14 protein-coding genes are annotated in these 16,207 nt (G+C 71.6%); 8 read left to right on the forward strand and 6 right to left on the reverse strand.

Features of this window, described 5'->3' with window-relative positions; translation table 11 throughout:
- Positions 1-14 precede the first annotated feature (14 nt).
- Complete coding sequence (locus tag ACGFYY_RS29540; RefSeq protein WP_030009036.1) at positions 15-335, forward strand: multidrug efflux SMR transporter; 321 nt, start codon at positions 15-17, stop codon at positions 333-335.
- 5 nt (positions 336-340) lie between these two features.
- On the opposite strand, the gene ACGFYY_RS29545 is transcribed toward ACGFYY_RS29540, so the two are convergent.
- On the reverse strand, positions 341-2,785 hold the full coding sequence (locus tag ACGFYY_RS29545; RefSeq protein ID WP_393713958.1) for a transglycosylase domain-containing protein: 2,445 nt from the start codon (positions 2,783-2,785) through the stop codon (positions 341-343).
- A 186-nt stretch (positions 2,786-2,971) separates the two neighbouring features.
- Here ACGFYY_RS29545 and ACGFYY_RS29550 point away from each other — a divergent pair, with 186 nt between their 5' ends.
- The 5 genes from ACGFYY_RS29550 to ACGFYY_RS29570 all read left to right on the forward strand — a co-directional run bounded on the left by ACGFYY_RS29550 (position 2,972) and on the right by ACGFYY_RS29570 (position 8,360).
- Positions 2,972-3,775, forward strand: a complete 804-nt coding sequence (locus ACGFYY_RS29550; protein WP_393713960.1) for an ABC transporter permease — start codon at positions 2,972-2,974, stop codon at positions 3,773-3,775.
- Complete coding sequence (locus tag ACGFYY_RS29555) at positions 3,768-4,664, forward strand: ABC transporter permease (RefSeq protein WP_393713962.1); 897 nt, start codon at positions 3,768-3,770, stop codon at positions 4,662-4,664. The genes ACGFYY_RS29550 and ACGFYY_RS29555 overlap by 8 nt, the downstream gene beginning before the upstream one ends.
- 4 nt (positions 4,665-4,668) lie before the next feature.
- Complete coding sequence (locus tag ACGFYY_RS29560) at positions 4,669-5,637, forward strand: ATP-binding cassette domain-containing protein (RefSeq protein ID WP_393713964.1); 969 nt, start codon at positions 4,669-4,671, stop codon at positions 5,635-5,637.
- Between the two features lie 88 nt (positions 5,638-5,725).
- Positions 5,726-6,364, forward strand: a complete 639-nt coding sequence (locus ACGFYY_RS29565; RefSeq protein ID WP_393713966.1) for a DUF1707 domain-containing protein — start codon at positions 5,726-5,728, stop codon at positions 6,362-6,364.
- Positions 6,365-7,058: 694 nt separating this feature from the next.
- Entirely contained in the window at positions 7,059-8,360 is a 1,302-nt protein-coding gene (locus ACGFYY_RS29570; protein WP_393713968.1) for a DUF445 domain-containing protein, read from the forward strand.
- Here the strand turns inward: ACGFYY_RS29570 and ACGFYY_RS29575 are convergent.
- Positions 8,330-9,337 (reverse strand): hypothetical protein, encoded by a 1,008-nt coding sequence (locus tag ACGFYY_RS29575; RefSeq protein WP_393713970.1) that lies wholly within the window; start codon positions 9,335-9,337, stop codon positions 8,330-8,332. The genes ACGFYY_RS29570 and ACGFYY_RS29575 overlap by 31 nt on opposite strands.
- Positions 9,338-9,371: 34 nt before the next feature.
- A complete protein-coding gene (locus tag ACGFYY_RS29580; RefSeq protein WP_393713972.1) occupies positions 9,372-9,908 on the reverse strand; it encodes a GNAT family N-acetyltransferase in 537 nt (178 codons plus the stop codon).
- Positions 9,909-10,093: 185 nt separating this feature from the next.
- Between ACGFYY_RS29580 and ACGFYY_RS29585 the strand changes: the two genes are divergently transcribed.
- A complete protein-coding gene (locus tag ACGFYY_RS29585; RefSeq protein ID WP_365264468.1) occupies positions 10,094-10,285 on the forward strand; it encodes a hypothetical protein in 192 nt (63 codons plus the stop codon).
- A gap of 39 nt (positions 10,286-10,324) precedes the next feature.
- Entirely contained in the window at positions 10,325-10,621 is a 297-nt protein-coding gene (locus ACGFYY_RS29590) for a hypothetical protein (protein WP_393713974.1), read from the forward strand.
- 108 nt (positions 10,622-10,729) lie between these two features.
- Here ACGFYY_RS29590 and drmB read toward each other — a convergent pair whose 3' ends face one another.
- From drmB to ACGFYY_RS29605, 3 genes are read right to left on the reverse strand one after another with little or no spacing between them, the layout of a single operon-like run.
- Positions 10,730-12,583 carry a DrmB family protein gene (gene drmB / locus ACGFYY_RS29595; RefSeq protein ID WP_393713976.1) on the reverse strand — a complete coding sequence of 618 codons (1,854 nt, stop codon included), beginning with the start codon at positions 12,581-12,583 and terminating at the stop codon, positions 10,730-10,732.
- Positions 12,584-15,787, reverse strand: coding sequence for a helicase-related protein (locus tag ACGFYY_RS29600; RefSeq protein ID WP_393713978.1), 3,204 nt, complete (start codon positions 15,785-15,787; stop codon positions 12,584-12,586). It abuts the gene before it with no gap.
- A complete protein-coding gene (locus tag ACGFYY_RS29605; protein ID WP_393713980.1) occupies positions 15,784-16,014 on the reverse strand; it encodes a hypothetical protein in 231 nt (76 codons plus the stop codon). Before ACGFYY_RS29605 ends, ACGFYY_RS29600 begins: the two co-directional genes overlap by 4 nt.
- Positions 16,015-16,207 lie beyond the last annotated feature (193 nt).

Here is a 16,207-nt window from a genome sequence, read left to right on the forward strand (position 1 = left end):
TCGGAGGTGCCGTCATGGCATGGGTTCTTCTTCTCGTCGCCGGTCTGCTCGAGGTCGGCTGGTCGATCGGCATGAAGTTCACGGACGGGTTCACCCGGCTGTGGCCCAGTGTGTTCACGGGTGCCGGGATCGTCGCGAGCATGGTGTTGCTGTCCTATGCCGCGAAGACCCTGCCGATCGGTACGGCGTACGGGGTGTGGGTGGGCATCGGCGCCGCCGGCGCGGCCGTGCTCGGTATGGCGGTGTTGGGTGAGCCCGTCACCGCCGCCCGGATCTTCTTCATCTGTCTGCTGCTGGTCGCCGTGGTGGGGCTGAAGGCGACCTCCGGTCACTGACCGGGCTATTCGAGGAACGCGGACGGCGGGCGCAGGCCTTCGGCCGGGCCTCCGTCGGTGCCTTGTGCGCTGCCCTGGGTGCTGCCTTGCGTGCTGCCTTGTGTGCCCTGGGTGGTGCCGCCCTGGTCGCCGCCCTGGGTGGTGCCGCCGTTGTCCTGACCGCCGTTGTCCTGGCCGCCGTTGTCCTGGCCCCCGTTGTTCTGTCCGCCTTGGTTCTGGCCTCCGTTGTTCTGTCCGCCCTGGTTGCGTCCGCCCGTCGTGTTGGAGGGTGCGGGTCGGGTCGGGCGGTCGGGGGTGCTGGGCGAGGGTTCGTCGGGGGTCTCCTGCGGCGGTTCGGATTCCGGGCTGGGCGGCGGGGGCGGTGCGGCGCCGGGCTGGAGTTCCAGGTCGAAGTCGACGGGGTCGGTGCCTTCCAGGGCGGTCTTGGTGTACGCGGCCCAGATCCGGGCGGGGTAGCCGCCGCCGCCGATGCGGGCCTCGCCGAGGGCGCCGTAGAGGGATTCGAGGGTTCCGGTGTCGGGGTCCTGGCCCATCATCGAGATGACGGTGACCAGGTCGGGGGTGTAGGCCGCGAACCAGGCCGAGCGGTCGAGTTCGCCGGTGCCGGTCTTGCCCGCGGCCGGGTGGCCGGCGGCGAGGGCGGCGGTACCGGTGCCGTTGTCCACGACGCTGACCAGCATGGACGTGGTGGTGTCGGCGGCTTCGCGGCTGATGGCCTGGGTGGGGGTGCGTTGGGGGAGGCCGATGGTGTCGCCGCCCTTGGTGATCTTCTCGACGAAGGTGTAGGGGGTGCGGCGGCCGTGGTCGGCGAGGGTGGCGTAGGCCTGGGTCATGTCGAGGACGCCGGCCTGGAGGGTGCCGAGTGCCATGGCGGGGCCGGGGACGAAGTTGGGGGTGTTCTCGGGGATGCCGAGGTCGATGGCGGTCTTCTTGACCTTGCCGGTGCCGACGTCGACGGCCATCTGTGCGTAGACGGCGTTGACGGAGAGGTCGGTGGCGGTGTTGACGGTGATGTTGCCGTAGGAGACCTGGCCCTCGTTCTCGGGGGCGAAGCGGATGCGGCCGCCGACCACGGGGCGTTTGTTGTCGCCGTTGTAGATCGTGTTGGGGGTGATCCGGCGGCCGTCCTGGGTGCGGGAGTCGTTCTCGACGGCGGCGGCGAAGACGAAGGGCTTGAAGGTGGAGGCGACCTGGTAGTCGTGGCGGGTCGCGTTGTTGACGTACTGCTTGGTGTAGTCGATGCCGCCGTACATGGCGAGGACCTTGCCGGTGGCGGGGTCGATGGAGACTCCGCCGGCTCGGACGAGTCGGTCGGCCTTGCGTGTCTCGGGTTCGAGTTTGCTGACCATCTCGCTGTCGACGGCGTCGACGAGGGCACCTTGGCGGCGTTTGTCGATGGTGGTGGTGATGCGGTAGCCGCCTTCGGCGAGGGTCTTGTCGTCGAGGATCTTGTTGTCGACGATGTAGTCCTTGATCGCTTCGACGAGGTAGCCGCGTTGGCCGGAGAGGCTGGCGGCGGCGCGGACCTTGCCGGGTTCGGGGAAGCGGGTCGTCGCGCGTTCGGCGGGGGTCAGCCATTGCTTCTTGACCATGCCGTCGAGGACGTAGTTCCAGCGGGCGAGGGCGCGGGGGCGGCTCTGGGGGTGGGAGACGACGTCGAAGGCGCTGGGGGAGTTGAGGAGGGTGGCGAGGTAGGCGCCCTCGGCGGTGGTGAGTTTGTTGACGTCCTTGCCGTAGTAGGCCTGGGCGGCGGCCTGGATGCCGTAGGCGTTGCGGCCGAAGTAGCTGGTGTTCAGGTAGCCCTCAAGAATGTAGTTCTTCGACTTTTCTCGACCGAGTTTGATCGCAATGAAGAACTCTTTGGCTTTGCGTTTGATCGTCTGTTCCTGGCCCAAGTAATAGTTCTTGACGTACTGCTGGGTGATGGTCGAACCGGACTGGGTGCCCTTGCCGGTCGCGGTGTTCCAGGCGGCGCGGATCATCGCCTTGGGGTCCACCGCCCGTTCGGAGTAGAAGTCCCGGTCCTCGGCGGCCAGTACGGCCTGCTGCACGGACCGGGGGATCTGCGACAGCGGCACGTTGACGCGGTTGACCTCGCCGTCGCGGGCGATCTGGGAGCCGTCGGAGTAGAGGTAGACGTTGGACTGCGCGGTGGCGGCGGCGTTGGCCGGCGGGATGTCGACCAGCAGGTAGCCGGCGACGAGGGCGCCGCCGATCAGCAGGGCGACGAGCAGGATGCCGCCCAGGACCATGCGCCAGGTGGGCAGGAAGCGACGCCAACCGGTCCTCCTGCGCCGGGCCTTCTTCCCCGACCGGCCCTGGTGCGGTCCCTGCTGCCGATCCTGCAGGGCCCGCCGCGGCGCCGACGGGTCCGTCCGCGGCTGCGGTACGTCGGGCGGGGTGTCGGGGTCGCGAGGGGTCCAGCCCGGGGGTGGTGACTGGTCGCTCATCTCCAGGGCTCCTCGACGCCGTTCGAAATATCCACTTCTGTACCTCATGGTGTCTACCCGATGGCAGCTGATTCCGCTCCGGACGGGCATAAATCGGTCGCGTGGCTCGCCCCTCCGCACTAAGCTCGCGCGCTTTGGCCGACGTAGGAACGACGTGGGAAACGGAGGGATACGGTGCGCCGGAGAGTGCGTCTCCACCTGACGGTCGCGGCAGGCGGATTCAGGCGGTACGCCACCTACGGGACGGCGACAGCGGCCGGGGTGTTCACCAACACCGTGTTCGGGTTCATCGTGGCGTACACCTACATCGCGCTGTGGGACGAGCGGCCCGGACTCGGCGGCTACGACCAGGCGCAGGCGCTCACCTTCGTCTGGGTCAGCCAGGCGCTGCTGGCCGCCGCCGCCCTGATCGGCGGCGGCTTCCAGGAGGAACTCCAGGAGCGGATCCGGACCGGGGACATCGCGGTCGACCTCTACCGACCCGCGGACCTCCAGATGTGGTGGCTCGCGGCCGATCTGGGGCGGGCGGGCTTCCAGTTGCTGGGCCGCGGGGTGGTGCCGCTGGTGGCGGGGGCGCTCGCCTTCCCACTGGCGCTGCCCGTCGATCCGCTGCGCTGGCTGCTGTTCCTGGTGTCCGTCCTGCTGGGGCTCGTGGTCAGCTTCGCGCTGCGCTACATGGTGGGGCTGGTGGCCTTCTGGCTGATGGACGGGGCCGGCATCAACATCATGGCCACGGTCGCCTCGATCTTCTTCTCCGGGATGCTGCTGCCGCTGACCGTCTTCCCGGGCGGCTTCGGCGAGTTCGTCATGGCCCTGCCGTGGGCGGCGATGCTGCAGGTGCCGATGGACGTCCTGCTGGGCAAGCACGCGGGGGCCGGAGGCGCGGCCGAGGCGCTGGGCTTCCAGGCCGGGTGGGCGCTCGTACTGCTGGGGACGGGACGGCTGTTGCAGTCGGCCGCGACGCGGAAGGTGGTGGTCCAGGGTGGCTGAGGCGGAAGCGGAGGCGCCGGCGGTACCGGTGCGCGTGCGGGACCGCGACGTCGTGGTGGCCGGGGAGCCACGGCGCGGCGGCCCGCTCCGGGAAGGGCTGCGCGGTTACCGGCTGATCGTGGCGATGTGGATCCGCTCCACGATGACGTACCGGACGTCCTTCGTCCTGACGACCGTCGGGCACGCGGCGATCACGCTCCTGGACTTCGTCGCGATCGCCGTCATGTTCTCCCACGTGGACGCGCTCGGCGGTTTCACGCTGCCCGAGATCGCCCTGCTGTACGGGTCCTGCTCGGCCTCCCTGGGCCTGGCGGACATGCTGCTGGGGAACACCGACCGGATCGGCGCCCGGATCCGCGACGGCTCGCTGGACACGATGCTGGTGCGGCCCGTCCCGGTGCTCGCGCAGGTCGCGGCGGACCGGTTCGCGCTGCGCCGGCTCGGCCGGATCGGGCAGGGGCTCGGGGTGATGGGCTGGGCCGTCTGGACCCTGGACGTGGACTGGACGGCCGGGAAGGTGCTGCTGGTGCCCGTGATGGTGATCGCCGGCGCGGCCATCTTCGCGGCGGTGATGGTGACCGGAGCAGCCTTCCAGTTCGTGACCGGGGACGCGGCGGAGGTGCAGAACTCCTTCACCTACGGCGGCTGCACCATGCTCCAGTACCCGCCGACGGTCTTCGCGAAGGACCTGCTGCGCGGGGTGACCTTCATCGTCCCGCTGGCCTTCGTCAACTGGCTGCCCGCGCTGCACGTGTTGGGGCGGCCCGATCCGCTGGGACTGCCCGGATGGGTCGCCTACCTGAGCCCGCTGGTGGCCTTCGTGGTGTTCCTGCCCGCGTCGCTGGCATGGCGCGCGGGAGTCCGTTCGTACCGAAGCACGGGGAGCTAGAGCTGTGACGGATGCGCTGATCTCGTTGGACGGGGTCGAGAAGGTCTTCGACGTACGGCGCCGGGTGAGCCCGATGCGTCGGGAGAAACGCCAGGTCAGGGCGGTGGACGGGATCAGCTTCGAGGTCGCTCGGGGCGAGATGGTCGGCTACATCGGGCCCAACGGCGCCGGGAAGTCCACCACGATCAAGATGCTGACCGGCATCCTGACCCCGAGCGGCGGCCGGCTGCGGGTCGCGGGCATCGATCCGTCGCGGGAGCGGATGCGGCTCGCGCACCGGATCGGGGTGGTGTTCGGGCAGCGCACCACCCTGTGGTGGGACCTGCCGCTGAAGGACTCGTACGGGCTGATGCGGCGGCTGTACCGGGTGCCGCGGGCGCGGTTCGAGGAGAACCTGGAGCGCTGCGTGGAGCGGCTCGACCTGGCCGAGCTGCTGGACGTACCGGTACGGCAGTTGTCGCTCGGGCAGCGGATGCGCGGGGACATCGCGGCGGCGCTGCTGCACGATCCGGAGGTGCTGTACCTGGACGAGCCGACGATCGGGCTCGACGTGGTGAGCAAGGCGAAGGTACGGGGCTTCCTGCGGCAGCTGAACGAGGAACGCGGCACGACCGTGCTGCTCACGACGCACGACCTCCAGGACATCGAGCAGCTGTGCGAGCGGGTGATGGTGATCGACCACGGGCGGCTGATGTACGACGGGCCGTTGGGCGGGCTGCACGCGGCGGGGGCGGTGGGGGAGAGCGAGCGGACCCTGGTGGTGGACCTGGAGCGGGAGCTCGCGCCGATCACTGTGGCGGGGGCGCGGGTGGTGAAGGTGGAGGGGCCGCGGCAGTGGCTGGCGTTCCCGGCGGGAGCGTCGGCGGCGCCGCTGGTCGCGGCGGTCGCGGCGGAATATCCGCTGGTGGACCTGTCGGTGCGGGAGCCGGACATCGAGGACGTGATCGCGCGGATGTACGCGGGTCGGGGCTGAGGGGAAGGGGAATGTCAGGGGAAAGCCCGGGACGATCTCAGGGATCGGGCCATACAACTCCCGCGCAACCCTGCCTAGTCTGGTCGACATGAGTGACGAGCGGCCCGAGAAGCCGTTGCCGGAGCTGAGGGCGTCGGACGCCGACCGGGACCGGGTGGTGGAGCGTCTGCGGGACGCCGTCGCCGAGGGCCGGCTCGACATGGAGGAATTCGAGGAGCGGCTGGACGCGGCGTACAAGTCGCGGACGTACGCGGAACTGGAACCGCTGACGCGGGACCTGCCGGCCCCGACAGGCGGGCCGGTGGCCACGGCGACGGCGGCCGCCGAGCCCTGGTCGGGCCGGGTCGGCGGGGCGGGCGGCTCCGCGACGGCCGTGGCGGTCATGTCGGGGTTCCAGCGCAAGGGCCGGTGGACGGTGCCGGCACGGTTCGACGCGGTGGCGTTCTGGGGCGGCGGGGAGCTGGACCTGCGCGAGGCGGAGTTCGGGCAGCGCGAGGTGGTGATCAACTGCGTCGCGGTCATGGGCGGCATCGAGATCACGGTGCCGCCCGGGGTGGAACTGGACGTCCGGGGCGTCGGCTTCATGGGCGCGTTCGACCAGCGCGACGATCCGGGGCCGGTCGAGCGGGGCGCGCCGCGGGTGGTGGTGACGGGCTTCGCGTTCTGGGGTGGCGTGGAGGTCAAGGTCAAGCGGCGTAAGGGCCCGTCTCTCCGCAAGGAGCTGTAGCCGCTCGGTGGCTCCGGCCGGTCGGTGGTTCCGGGGCGCTGCCCCGGGCCCCGCGCCTCAAGCGCCGGCGGGGCTGGTGGTGTGGGTCGGTGCCCCGGTGGAGTGTCTCCTCGGCTCGCGCGGTACTGCATGTCTCGGCGGTGGGTCGGTGGTGCGCGCTCGTCCTGCGGGGACACTCCACCGTGTCCCCGCCCCACGGCGGTGCGTTCGACAGTGCCCCGGAAGCCGCCCGACGCGTGGGGAGCGGGGACGGGCAGGGGTGTCCCCGCAGGACGAGGCGCCACCACCGACCCACGGCCGAGACATGCAGCACGCGCCGAGCCGAGGAGACACCCCTGCCCGGCCCCGCGCACCCGCCCACGCCACGACCGGACCCCGCCCGGCGTGAGGGAACGGCCCCGGCCGAAGCGGCCCCGCGGACCGGACCCGCGCCGCGATCACCTCGCCCGGCCCACGGGGGCGACCCTGGCCGAAGGGGCTCGTGGACCGGCCCGCGCCGTGATCGGATCCCGGCCGCCCGAGGGGACGGCCCCGGCCGAAGCGGCCGTGGTCGGATCCCGCCCGGCCGAGGGCTCGGCCGGGTTCGACCGCTACCCCCGCGGGAGCGGACTGGCGTGGCGGGAACTCCTCGGACCTCCCGGGAGTCGGATGCTATGCAGACAAAACCGGCGCCCCCGGGGGAAGGCAGGAGCACGTGGAGAACCGCACCACCACCGGAGGTACCCGCGGCGGGTTCGTGTTCAGCGCCGCCGACGAGGAGCGCCGCCGCGGGGTTCGTCGGATGAAGGCCATCGCGACCGGCCTGCTGCTCCTGGTCGCGCTGGTCTACGTACTGGCCAAGTACGCCCAGCACGCCTGGGGCGCCGGCGGCTGGGCCGCGTACGTCGCCGCCGCGGCCGAGGCCGGCATGGTCGGCGCGCTCGCGGACTGGTTCGCCGTGACCGCCCTCTTCCGGCATCCGCTCGGCCTGCCCATCCCGCACACCGCGATCATCCCGACCAAGAAGGACCAGCTCGGCGTCACCCTCGGCGAGTTCGTCGGGGAGAACTTCCTCTCCGCCGACGTGGTGCGGGCCCGGCTGCACGCCCTCGGCATCGGCGGCCGGCTCGGCTCCTGGCTCGCCGAGCCCGAGCACGCCGACCGGGTCACCGCCGAGCTGGCCGCCGCCCTGCGTGGTGCGCTGACCGTGCTGCGTGACTCCGACGTGCAGGCCGTGGTCGGCGAGGCCGTCACCCGGCGCGCCGAGGCGGTCGAGATCGCGCCGGGCATGGGCAAGACCCTGGAGCGGATCGTCGAGGACGGCGGTCACCGCCGGGCCGTCGACCTCATCTGTGCCAAGGCCCACGACTGGCTCGTCACCCACGGGACCTCGATCACGGACGCGGTGCAGGGCGGAGCCCCGGGTTGGACCCCGCGGTTCGTGGACCGCAAGGTGGGCGAGCGCGTCTACAAGGAGCTGCTCCGTTTCGTCACGGAGATGCGGGACATGCCCGAGCACCCGGCGCGCGGTGCGGTGGACCGTTTCCTGACGGACTTCGCCTCCGACCTCCAGACGGATACGGAGACCCGCGCGAAGGTGGAGCGGCTCAAGTCCGAGATCCTGGCGCGCGACGAGGTCCAGGACGTCATCGCCTCCACCTGGTCGGCGATCCGGTCGATGATCATCTCGGCGGCGGAGGACGAGCAGAGCGAACTGCGCCTGCGGGTCCGGGCCTCGCTGATCTCCCTCGGTGCGCGGCTGGCCGCCGACGGCCGTCTGCAGGCGAAGGTGGAGGGGTGGATCGAGGGCGCGGTCGTCTATGTCGTCACCACGTACCGGACCGAGATCACCTCGCTGATCACGGAGACGGTGGCGGGCTGGGACGCCGAGCACACCTCCCGCAAGATCGAGGCTCATATCGGCCGTGACCTGCAGTTCATCCGTATCAACGGCACGGTGGTCGGCGCCTTGGCGGGCCTGCTGATCTATACGGTCTCCCGCGCCTTCGGGGCGTAGGGCAGCGGCAGTTCCAGCTGGGCGTGGCCGCGGGCGGTGACCTGCGGGGGCGTGGTGCGGGTGGCGCCCAGGGCGAGGAGCGCGCGCAGGGCGGCGATCACGTCGGTCGGTCTGTCGCGCAGGATCCCGGGTGTCGTACTGGCGACCAGGACGCCCCGGGACTCCAGGCGTAGCCGCCGCAGGAGGGTGGCCTGCCAGGTGTCGCGGGTGTAGTGGTACTCCGCCGAGTCGATCTCCAGGGCCACGCCCTCGTCGGGCCAGTACGCGTCCGGGCTGGCCAGGAAGGCCCCGTCCGGGCCGTGGAGGCGGGCGTTCCAGAGCGGGGTCGGGAGGTCGGTGGCGGCCAGGGTGTCGCGGGCGCGGCCCTCGGCGACGGAGCGGACCCCGGCGACCAGTTCCGCCGCCGCCACGCGTACGGCGGGGCGGCCGCGGACGCGGCCCGCGCGCAGTTCGGCGTGCAGGTCGTGAGGGTGGCACCAGCCGCCCTGGACGACGTTGGCCAGTACGGAGCGGACCAGGTCGGCATCGTCCGTACGGGCCGCGAAGTCGGCGGCGGCCCGGATCGGGCGGGCGCTGGGGACGCCGGAGATGTGGATGGTGGCGGGCCAGCGGGAGGTCGGACAGGGTCGGACCCGGCCTGTGGGGGCCGGTGAGCGCGGGGTGCGGACGAGGACGTCGAGTGGTTCGGGCGGGGCGTCGCGGATGCCGAGGAGCGCGAGCGCGGCGCCGCCGGTGAGCGCGGCCGTGGACCCGGAGAGCGGGTCGGCCGTGGGCCGGGCCGCGTACAGGACGGCGGACAGTGCCCGCTGTCGGGTGTCGGGCGGGCCGGTCTGCAGGAGGTACACCCGTGGCAGGAGCCGTTGCCAGGGCCCGCCGCGGCGGCTGCGGCCGCTGATGGTGGTGGACGGGATGCCGGCCTGCCGGAGCTGGTGGTAGGTGGCCAGGTTCTGCTGCCGCTGCGCGATACGAGTGATCATGCCCCCGGTATGCCCGGTGGGGTGCGGGCGATGCTCAGGCCGAGGGGTGGTTCGGGGCGAGGAAGACGACGACGCCGTTCTGCGTGCCGGGCAGGGGGGTGACCTCGTGCCAGCCGAGGCGCCGGTAGGTGGCGACGGTGTCGGTGGCCACCCGGGCGGTCAGCAGCCAGGCGCGGTCGTCGGGGGCGTCGGCGGTGATCTCGGCGAGCAGGGCGCGGCCGGTGCCGTTCCCGCGCGCGTGCGGGCGTACGGCGAGTTCGTCGATCTCCAGGGCGCCGATGAGGAGTTCCCGCACGCGCTGCCGGCCGAGCTGCGCGGAGACCTGTCCGTAGCCGCGGTCGCGGGGGAAGATTTTGGGGGTGATCCAGCCGGTGGCGAAGCCGTCGACGCCGGCCGGTGACTGTGCGAAGGCGGTACGGAAGCCGGCGCGGCGGCTGTCGGCCTGGAGCCGGAAGGAGAACTGGCGAATGGTTTCTTCATCCTCGTTCCACGGTGGCGCGGAGAACACCTCGCTGTAGGTGTCGGCCAGTTCGTCCGAGAGGTCCAGCACGGCCGGTCCGTAACAGATCACGTTTGCAGCTCCTTGGGCCGGCTTGGGCGGCTTCGGTGGTATCGCCCGTGTAGGAGAGTGAATCTACGCCGCGGAGGTTCCACGGAGGGCACCTGCACGGATCCGGAGGGTGTGCGACAAATCCGACTTCCGTCCGTGGGTCGGTCCGCCCGTATCGCCGCCCCGCGGCCCGGCGTTGAACCGGTGTGTCCAGCTCTCTCCTGCGCAAAGCGCTGATCGGCCTCGCCGCGTGCGCGGTGGCGTTCTTCATCACCCTCGGGGTCATCGCGGTACTGCCCCGCGCCGTCCAGGACACGGTCCCGCCCGGCGTGCTCGGCGGAGCCGTCGTGGTGCTGGGCGTGGGCACCGCGCGCCGCTTCACGCGGCGCGCGCGTTAGCCTCGTCGGGAGACGTTCGAACGGCTGGAGGACCCCACGATGGCGCAGATTCCCACCTCGGCGATAGCGGCGGCCGGCCTGGTCGGCGGCTACGCCACGGCCCGCTGGACCGGCGTACGCCCGCTCGGCGGCGTGATCCTCGCGGCCGCCGGCACGGTCGCGGCCCGCGAATGGCACCGCCGTACGGGCCCGACGACCACGGCCCTCCTGGGCGCAAGCTACGTGGCCGCGTTCGCGGGGTCGCACCCCCTGGCGAAGAAGATCGGCGCCTGGCCGGCGGTCTTCACGGCGGCGGCCGCGGTGGCCGCGGCCTCCTACGCCGTGGCCGACCGCTAGTTCCGGTCACGGCACTAGGCACGAACGCGGCACGAACGCGGCCGGGGGTGTCCTGCCGATCGGCTGCGATCGACAGGGCACCCCCGGGCCGGACGGCGGCCTACCGCGTCAGCCCAGGTCGTGGAAGAAGCCGATCTCGGGATCCTGCGGGGTGCCGATCAGCATGGCGCGATCCAGGAAGCGGTTGAACTGTTCGCAGCTGGTCTCGGGGAGCAGGACGCAGCAGTGGCAGGCGGCGAGGTTGACGTTGTCGGCCCCGCTGATCGGGGATTCCATGCACAGCGGGTCGGCGGAGCACCACGCGGCCCGCTTCAGGGCCGAGTCCAGGGATTCCGCGAGAGCGCCCGGCTTGCCCTGGCTGACCAGGCCGCCGAGGCTTCCGGCGGAGTCGCTCGTGGCGGTGTAGAGCAGCACACCGGTCATCTCGTCGTCGACGTAGAGGCGTTCGCGTAGCGCCGAGGCGGGATAGCCGCAGTCGAGGCTCCACTCGTTGATCAGCACGTGCGCGAGGGTGTGGACGAGCATCAGCCGGGGCGTGACGGGTGACAGCTCCGGATCGCCGTCCGGGCCGGCCTGTTCGGCGAGCAGGTCGAGATGGTGCTCCCGCACCACGTCGGCACGGCGGGCCACACCCGGATGCCGTTGCTCCCACCGGGCCACCCGTGCGCGGTCCAGCCGCAGGAACACCCCCTCGCCCACGACCTCGATGGCCGGCAGCCATCCCTGCGGATTGCGCGACAGCGAGGAATGCCGCTCGGGGGCGGCGGAGGACGGGGCGGTCAGCCGGGTGAAGGAGGTCAGGGCCCGGACCTCCCGCAGGCGGGGGACGAGCATCACCTGATCGATGCCCTTGCGGGTCGGGATGTCACCGAGGTCGCCCGGGTCCTGCGTCTCGAAGTCCGGGCTGACGCGGTGGTCGTACGCGGTGCTGCGCTGGAGCTGTTCGTACTCGTCGCGGCGCAGCGGATCGATCAGGACCGCCGCGTCCTCCTCCTTGGCCTCGCGTGCCTCGGTGGCTCGTTGGGCGACGCGTACCGCGGCCAGGAGGTCGGTGGCCTCGTAGCCGGACTTGTGCAGCTGGGGCGTCATCTCGATGTAGACCAGGATCTGCTCGTCGGTCCGGTCGCGGAACTTCGCCATGAAGGGGCGGACGAGCTTGTTTGCGCCCTGGGACCACGGCGGAATGGTCAGCGCGGAGGCGACCATCGGGAACCAGGCGGCGGAGGAACCCCGCTGGATCGCTCGCGGGTCCTCGGTGCACTCCTCGCGAGCCGAGTCGTCCTTGAGCCAGGGCCGTCGCCCGGAGCAGCGGATCCCGAGCGAGGCGAGTGCCGCGCGGCCGAGGGCTCCTTCGAGCGACTTGGGGGCCACCCCGCACGAGCAGTGGATCCGGATGGAACGCAGGGACGCGGTGCGGCCCGCCGTGCGGATCTCGAGGCGGTGGGACGTGGCGCCCCCGGCCGGACGCTCCTCGGACTTGTGGGCCCACAGCCAGTACGGGAAGTCGTCGAGGTGTCCGTTCTCGCACACCATGACGAAGCGGGACGGGGTCAGTTCCGTGGTCTCGCACGTGCCGCACTTGTTCTTCTTCGGGTCCGCGGTCAGCCGGCGGTGCTCGGCGAGGGCGTGGCAGGTGGAGCAGGAGTACCACTCGGGGAAGCGGGCGACGTGGACGCCGTCGCTCGGCGCGTTCTCGTCCGTGGTGGCGGGCGGTAGGTGGAATCCGTCCACGTTCAGCCGGTACTGGAGGCGGGGCTCGGTCAGCTCGAACTCGGACGGCACGTGCCAGGAGTCGAGTCCGCGCACGATGAAGGACTCGCTGTCGATCGCGATCATCGAGCCGACACCGTAGGTGGTGATCATCTGGGCGCGGCGGGCCGAACCGAGTTTGCGGGGTCCGCTCTCGGCGCGCAGCCGCTGGAGGCGGGAGCCGGAGCGGGCCCGTCGGGGGGACTCTGACATCTACTTCTCCTCGAACAGGTCGGACTCGGCGTCGACGTCGCGCAGGCTGGTCAGCGTGCGGAAGGATTCGCCGTCCTCGGCTTCCGCGAACGGCACCAGCAGGGCGGGGCGTTTGCCGAACCAGCCCTCGTACACGAGGGTGTCCGGGTAGGTCTCGGCGAGCAGCCGCCAGTCGTCGATGATCTCTTCGAGTTCCGCGTCCACGTCGTCCGCGTGTTCCGGGGCGATGTCGCGGGCCCGGCAGGTGATGGCGGTGCGGATGTCCTTCAGCCGGTCCTCGAACCGGTCGATCTTCGCGGCGCCGCTCTTGGGGCGGGCCGCTTCGATGGTGAGTCGGGCGAGGCCGACGAGGACGGCGTGCAGGGCTCGGTCCCGGGCCCGGGGCGAGAACGGGGTGACGCTCGTCGACTCGACCTGGCGGTAGAGGGCCGAGTGGTAGGTGGTGAAGTTCTCGTAGTGCGACCGGTCCCGTGAGCGGGCCGAGTTCAGGAGGGTGACGACGAGTCCGGGGTGGCTGCGTCCGACCCGGCTGGTCGCCTGGATGTACTCGGCGGTGGTCTGGGGCTGCCCCATGACCGCCATCAGGCCCAGCCGGTCGATGTCGACGCCCACCGAGATCATGTTCGTGGCGAGCAGGACGTCCACCGCGTCGGGGTGCGGGTGGCGGCGCTCCAGATCCTTGAGGTACTTGGGGATGTCGCTCGCGTCGACGCGGCTGGTGAGTTCGGAGGGTTCGTTGATCTCACGCGTCCGCGTCTCGGCCTGGGCGGCCAGGAGCGCGATCCGGTCGTGGACGTCGTCCCTGACCTGGAGTTCGGCGGCGGCCAGCAGGCGAAGGCTGTTGAAGTAGCCGACGAGCGTCCAGTAGGCGTCCCGGACCGCGCCGGGGCCCTCGATGAGCGCGGCGTGGTGGAGGAGCGCGGCGTACGCGCGGACGAGGAGGGTGGCTTGGCTGGTGGAGGGGGTGAGCAGGCCGACGTAGCGGCGCGTGGCCTTGCGGTCGGCCGGTGCCTCGCGGGAGAACCACGAGTCGCGGGAGTCGAGCGCGGTGGGCGGGAACTGGTGGACCTCGCGATGGAACAGGGCGCGGCCCTGTTGTTTGGCGCGTCGGATCGTCGCCGTGGAGGCGATCACCTTGGGTGTTTCCGCGGCGAGGTCGATCATCGTTTCGTACAGGCCGGTCATGGTGCCGAGCGGGCCCGAGATCAGGTGCAGTTCGTCCTGGACGATCAGCTCGGGCGGCGGGGTGTCGTCCGCGGGCCGGTTCAGGTTGAACAGGGCGGCGGTCCGCTCCTCCCACGGGATGAGGGCGAACTTGTCGACCGTGGCGATCACCAGGGTGGGGCGTGCCTGGTAGACCGTCTGGTCCACCACGTGGACGGGCAGGCCTTCGTGGAAGTCGCAGTCCTCGTCGGGGCAGGCGACGACCATCGCGGCGGGTTCCAGGGTGACGGTGTAGTTGTGGGCGTCCAGGGCGGATCCGCACCAGGGGCAGGCGCGGAGCTGGACGGGGTTCTCCTTGGCGACCGATTGACCGTTGCGGAGCTTCTGCAGGCTCTTCTGCGCGGTCTTGAGGTCGTTCGGGGTCGCCGACTGGCCCACCCACATGCCGATGGAGATCTTGTCGGTGCCCAGTGGGCGGGCGGAGTTCCGCGCCTCCAGGCGGATGCGTTCCATCGCGCAGATCAGGATGGTCGCCCGCTCGAACTGCTGGAGGGTCAGCAGGCGCAGCGTGTACCGCATCAGTACGGTCACGCCGCCGCCGGAGTCGTTCAGGCGCAGGCGTCGTAGGAACACGGTGAAGGCGATGAGGCCGAGGTAGGCCTCGGTCTTGCCACCGCCGGTCGGGAACCACAGGAGGTCGGCGATCTGCCGGTCGTCGTGCTGGGGGTCGGCGATGCCGGCGAGGCACAGCAGGACGAAGCCGATCTGGAACGGGCGCCAGGTGTTGGGGCGGCCCGGCTCACCTTCCTTGATCGTGATCGCGCGGGTGCGCTGGTCGTCCATGGCGCGGTTGGCCAGTCGGAAGGCTTCCAGGCAGTCGTCGTCGACGCGGAGCAGCTCGACGCCGGCGCGCATGCGTCCGAGGGCGGTGGCGCAGTGGTCGATCTGTTCCAGGGCCAGTTCGGCGAACTCGGACGAGCCGAGCCGCTCGGCGTCGGTCCTGCGCTCCTCGATCCAGTGCTCGTAGGAGGAAAGGAGGGTCAGGAGGGCGGGCACGATCGTGTCCCGGGGCGCGGTCGAGAGCCATTTCATGCCCAGCGAGGTCGCGTCGATGTCGGGGTTCGAGTCGGTGAGCATGACCTCGTACGTGGGCACGAGCTCGGTGTGCACACCGTCGATGCGGCACGGTCCCGCGTCCGCCCGCAGGTGGTTCGGCGGGGGCGCCACCCAGTGCCAGTCCGCGGCGCAGCCGTGGCCCGTGGCGAAGGAGGGCGCGTGGCGGTGCAGGAGCCGGTTGACGTTCAGCTCGGTGTCCGCGGAGCTTCCGTGGACGGGTCGTTCCACCAGGCCGCCGGAGCCGGGCGGGGCGGTGACGGTGAGGCGGGGTTGGAAGAAGCAGGCCTCGTCCTGGGGGCCGGTCTTCGGCGCGGTCGCCGTGTTGATCAGGGTGACGGTCACGGCGACGGCCCCGGAGGCGTCCTCGCCGCGCACGATGATCTGGAGGTTCAGGAGGTGGGGCAGGATGTCCACGGTCCGGGTGCCGGGCGTGGTGACGTCGACGGGTACGTCCCGGGCGGGGAGGGCCTGCCGCATCCACCGTTCGCCGGTGTCCTCGGTGGAGCGTCGTTCGGCGGACCTGGCGGCGGTCGCCCGCCCGGTCGCGTCCACCGGGAGGTACCGGGCGGCTTCGACCCGGACGGTGACCTCGGGGGCCGCCACCCGGTCGACGGCGAAGGTGATCCCCATGGCCGAGGGGCGGCGTACGTTGGAGAGGGCGACTCCGGAGTCGTCCCGGTCGCCGTCCCGCTGCTCGCGGCGGGCCACGTCGGCCACGGGATCGGGGTCGTTGTCGGCGGCCCGCTCGGTGGTCTCCTCGCGGACGTCGGCCTGCGGGAACAGTGCCCCGACGGGGTAGGTGGTGACCGGCGGGTCCTCCAGGACCTCGTCCGGTCCGCCCTTGGGGCCCATCAGGTCCAGGACGAGCCGGTGCACCAGCTCGTCCCGGAACTCGTAGTGCTCGTCGTGCTCGCTCTTCATCATCCTTCGCCGTCCTCCGTGCCCTTCTTCTCCCACCGGAAGCGCCCCAGCCCGGTCGGCCTGGGTGCCAGCCATACGCCCCGTTCGCCCAGACCCGCGCCGAGTGCGGCGTTGTCGCTGCCCACGACGGTTTCCACCGAGTCGAGGAAGAGGTCCGTGATGGTGAGTGGCCAGGGGAGTGCGGCCGCGTCCTTGCGGGTCCTGCGGAACCTGTACAGGTCTTTGCGCAACGTTTCGGAGGCGCTCCCGATGGTGCGGCCGGCGTGGCGCAGCAGGTAGGGAGGGCTCGCGTCCGGTCCCGTCGGGAGTTGGGGGGGGGGGGCGCTGGGCGGGGGGGGGGGGGGGGCCGGCGGGGGGGGGGGGGGGGGGGGGGGGGTGGGGGGGGGGGGGCGGGGGGGGGGGGGCGGCGCGGGCGGGGGGGGG

The organism is Streptomyces sp. NPDC048331 (genome assembly GCF_043201215.1).
GTDB lineage: Bacteria > Actinomycetota > Actinomycetes > Streptomycetales > Streptomycetaceae > Streptomyces.

Bases quoted from the DNA above. Each gene is read 5' to 3' on its own strand.
- ACGFYY_RS29545 (WP_393713958.1), bottom strand. From the start codon at position 2,785: ATGAGCGACCAGTCACCACCCCCGGGCTGGACCCCTCGCGACCCCGAC.
- ACGFYY_RS29590 (WP_393713974.1), top strand. From the start codon at position 10,325: ATGGCGCAGATTCCCACCTCGGCGATAGCGGCGGCCGGCCTGGTCGGC.
- ACGFYY_RS29540 (WP_030009036.1), top strand. From the start codon at position 15: ATGGCATGGGTTCTTCTTCTCGTCGCCGGTCTGCTCGAGGTCGGCTGG.
- ACGFYY_RS29600 (WP_393713978.1), bottom strand. From the start codon at position 15,787: ATGATGAAGAGCGAGCACGACGAGCACTACGAGTTCCGGGACGAGCTG.
- ACGFYY_RS29575 (WP_393713970.1), bottom strand. From the start codon at position 9,337: ATGATCACTCGTATCGCGCAGCGGCAGCAGAACCTGGCCACCTACCAC.
- drmB (WP_393713976.1), bottom strand. From the start codon at position 12,583: ATGTCAGAGTCCCCCCGACGGGCCCGCTCCGGCTCCCGCCTCCAGCGG.
- ACGFYY_RS29565 (WP_393713966.1), top strand. From the start codon at position 5,726: ATGAGTGACGAGCGGCCCGAGAAGCCGTTGCCGGAGCTGAGGGCGTCG.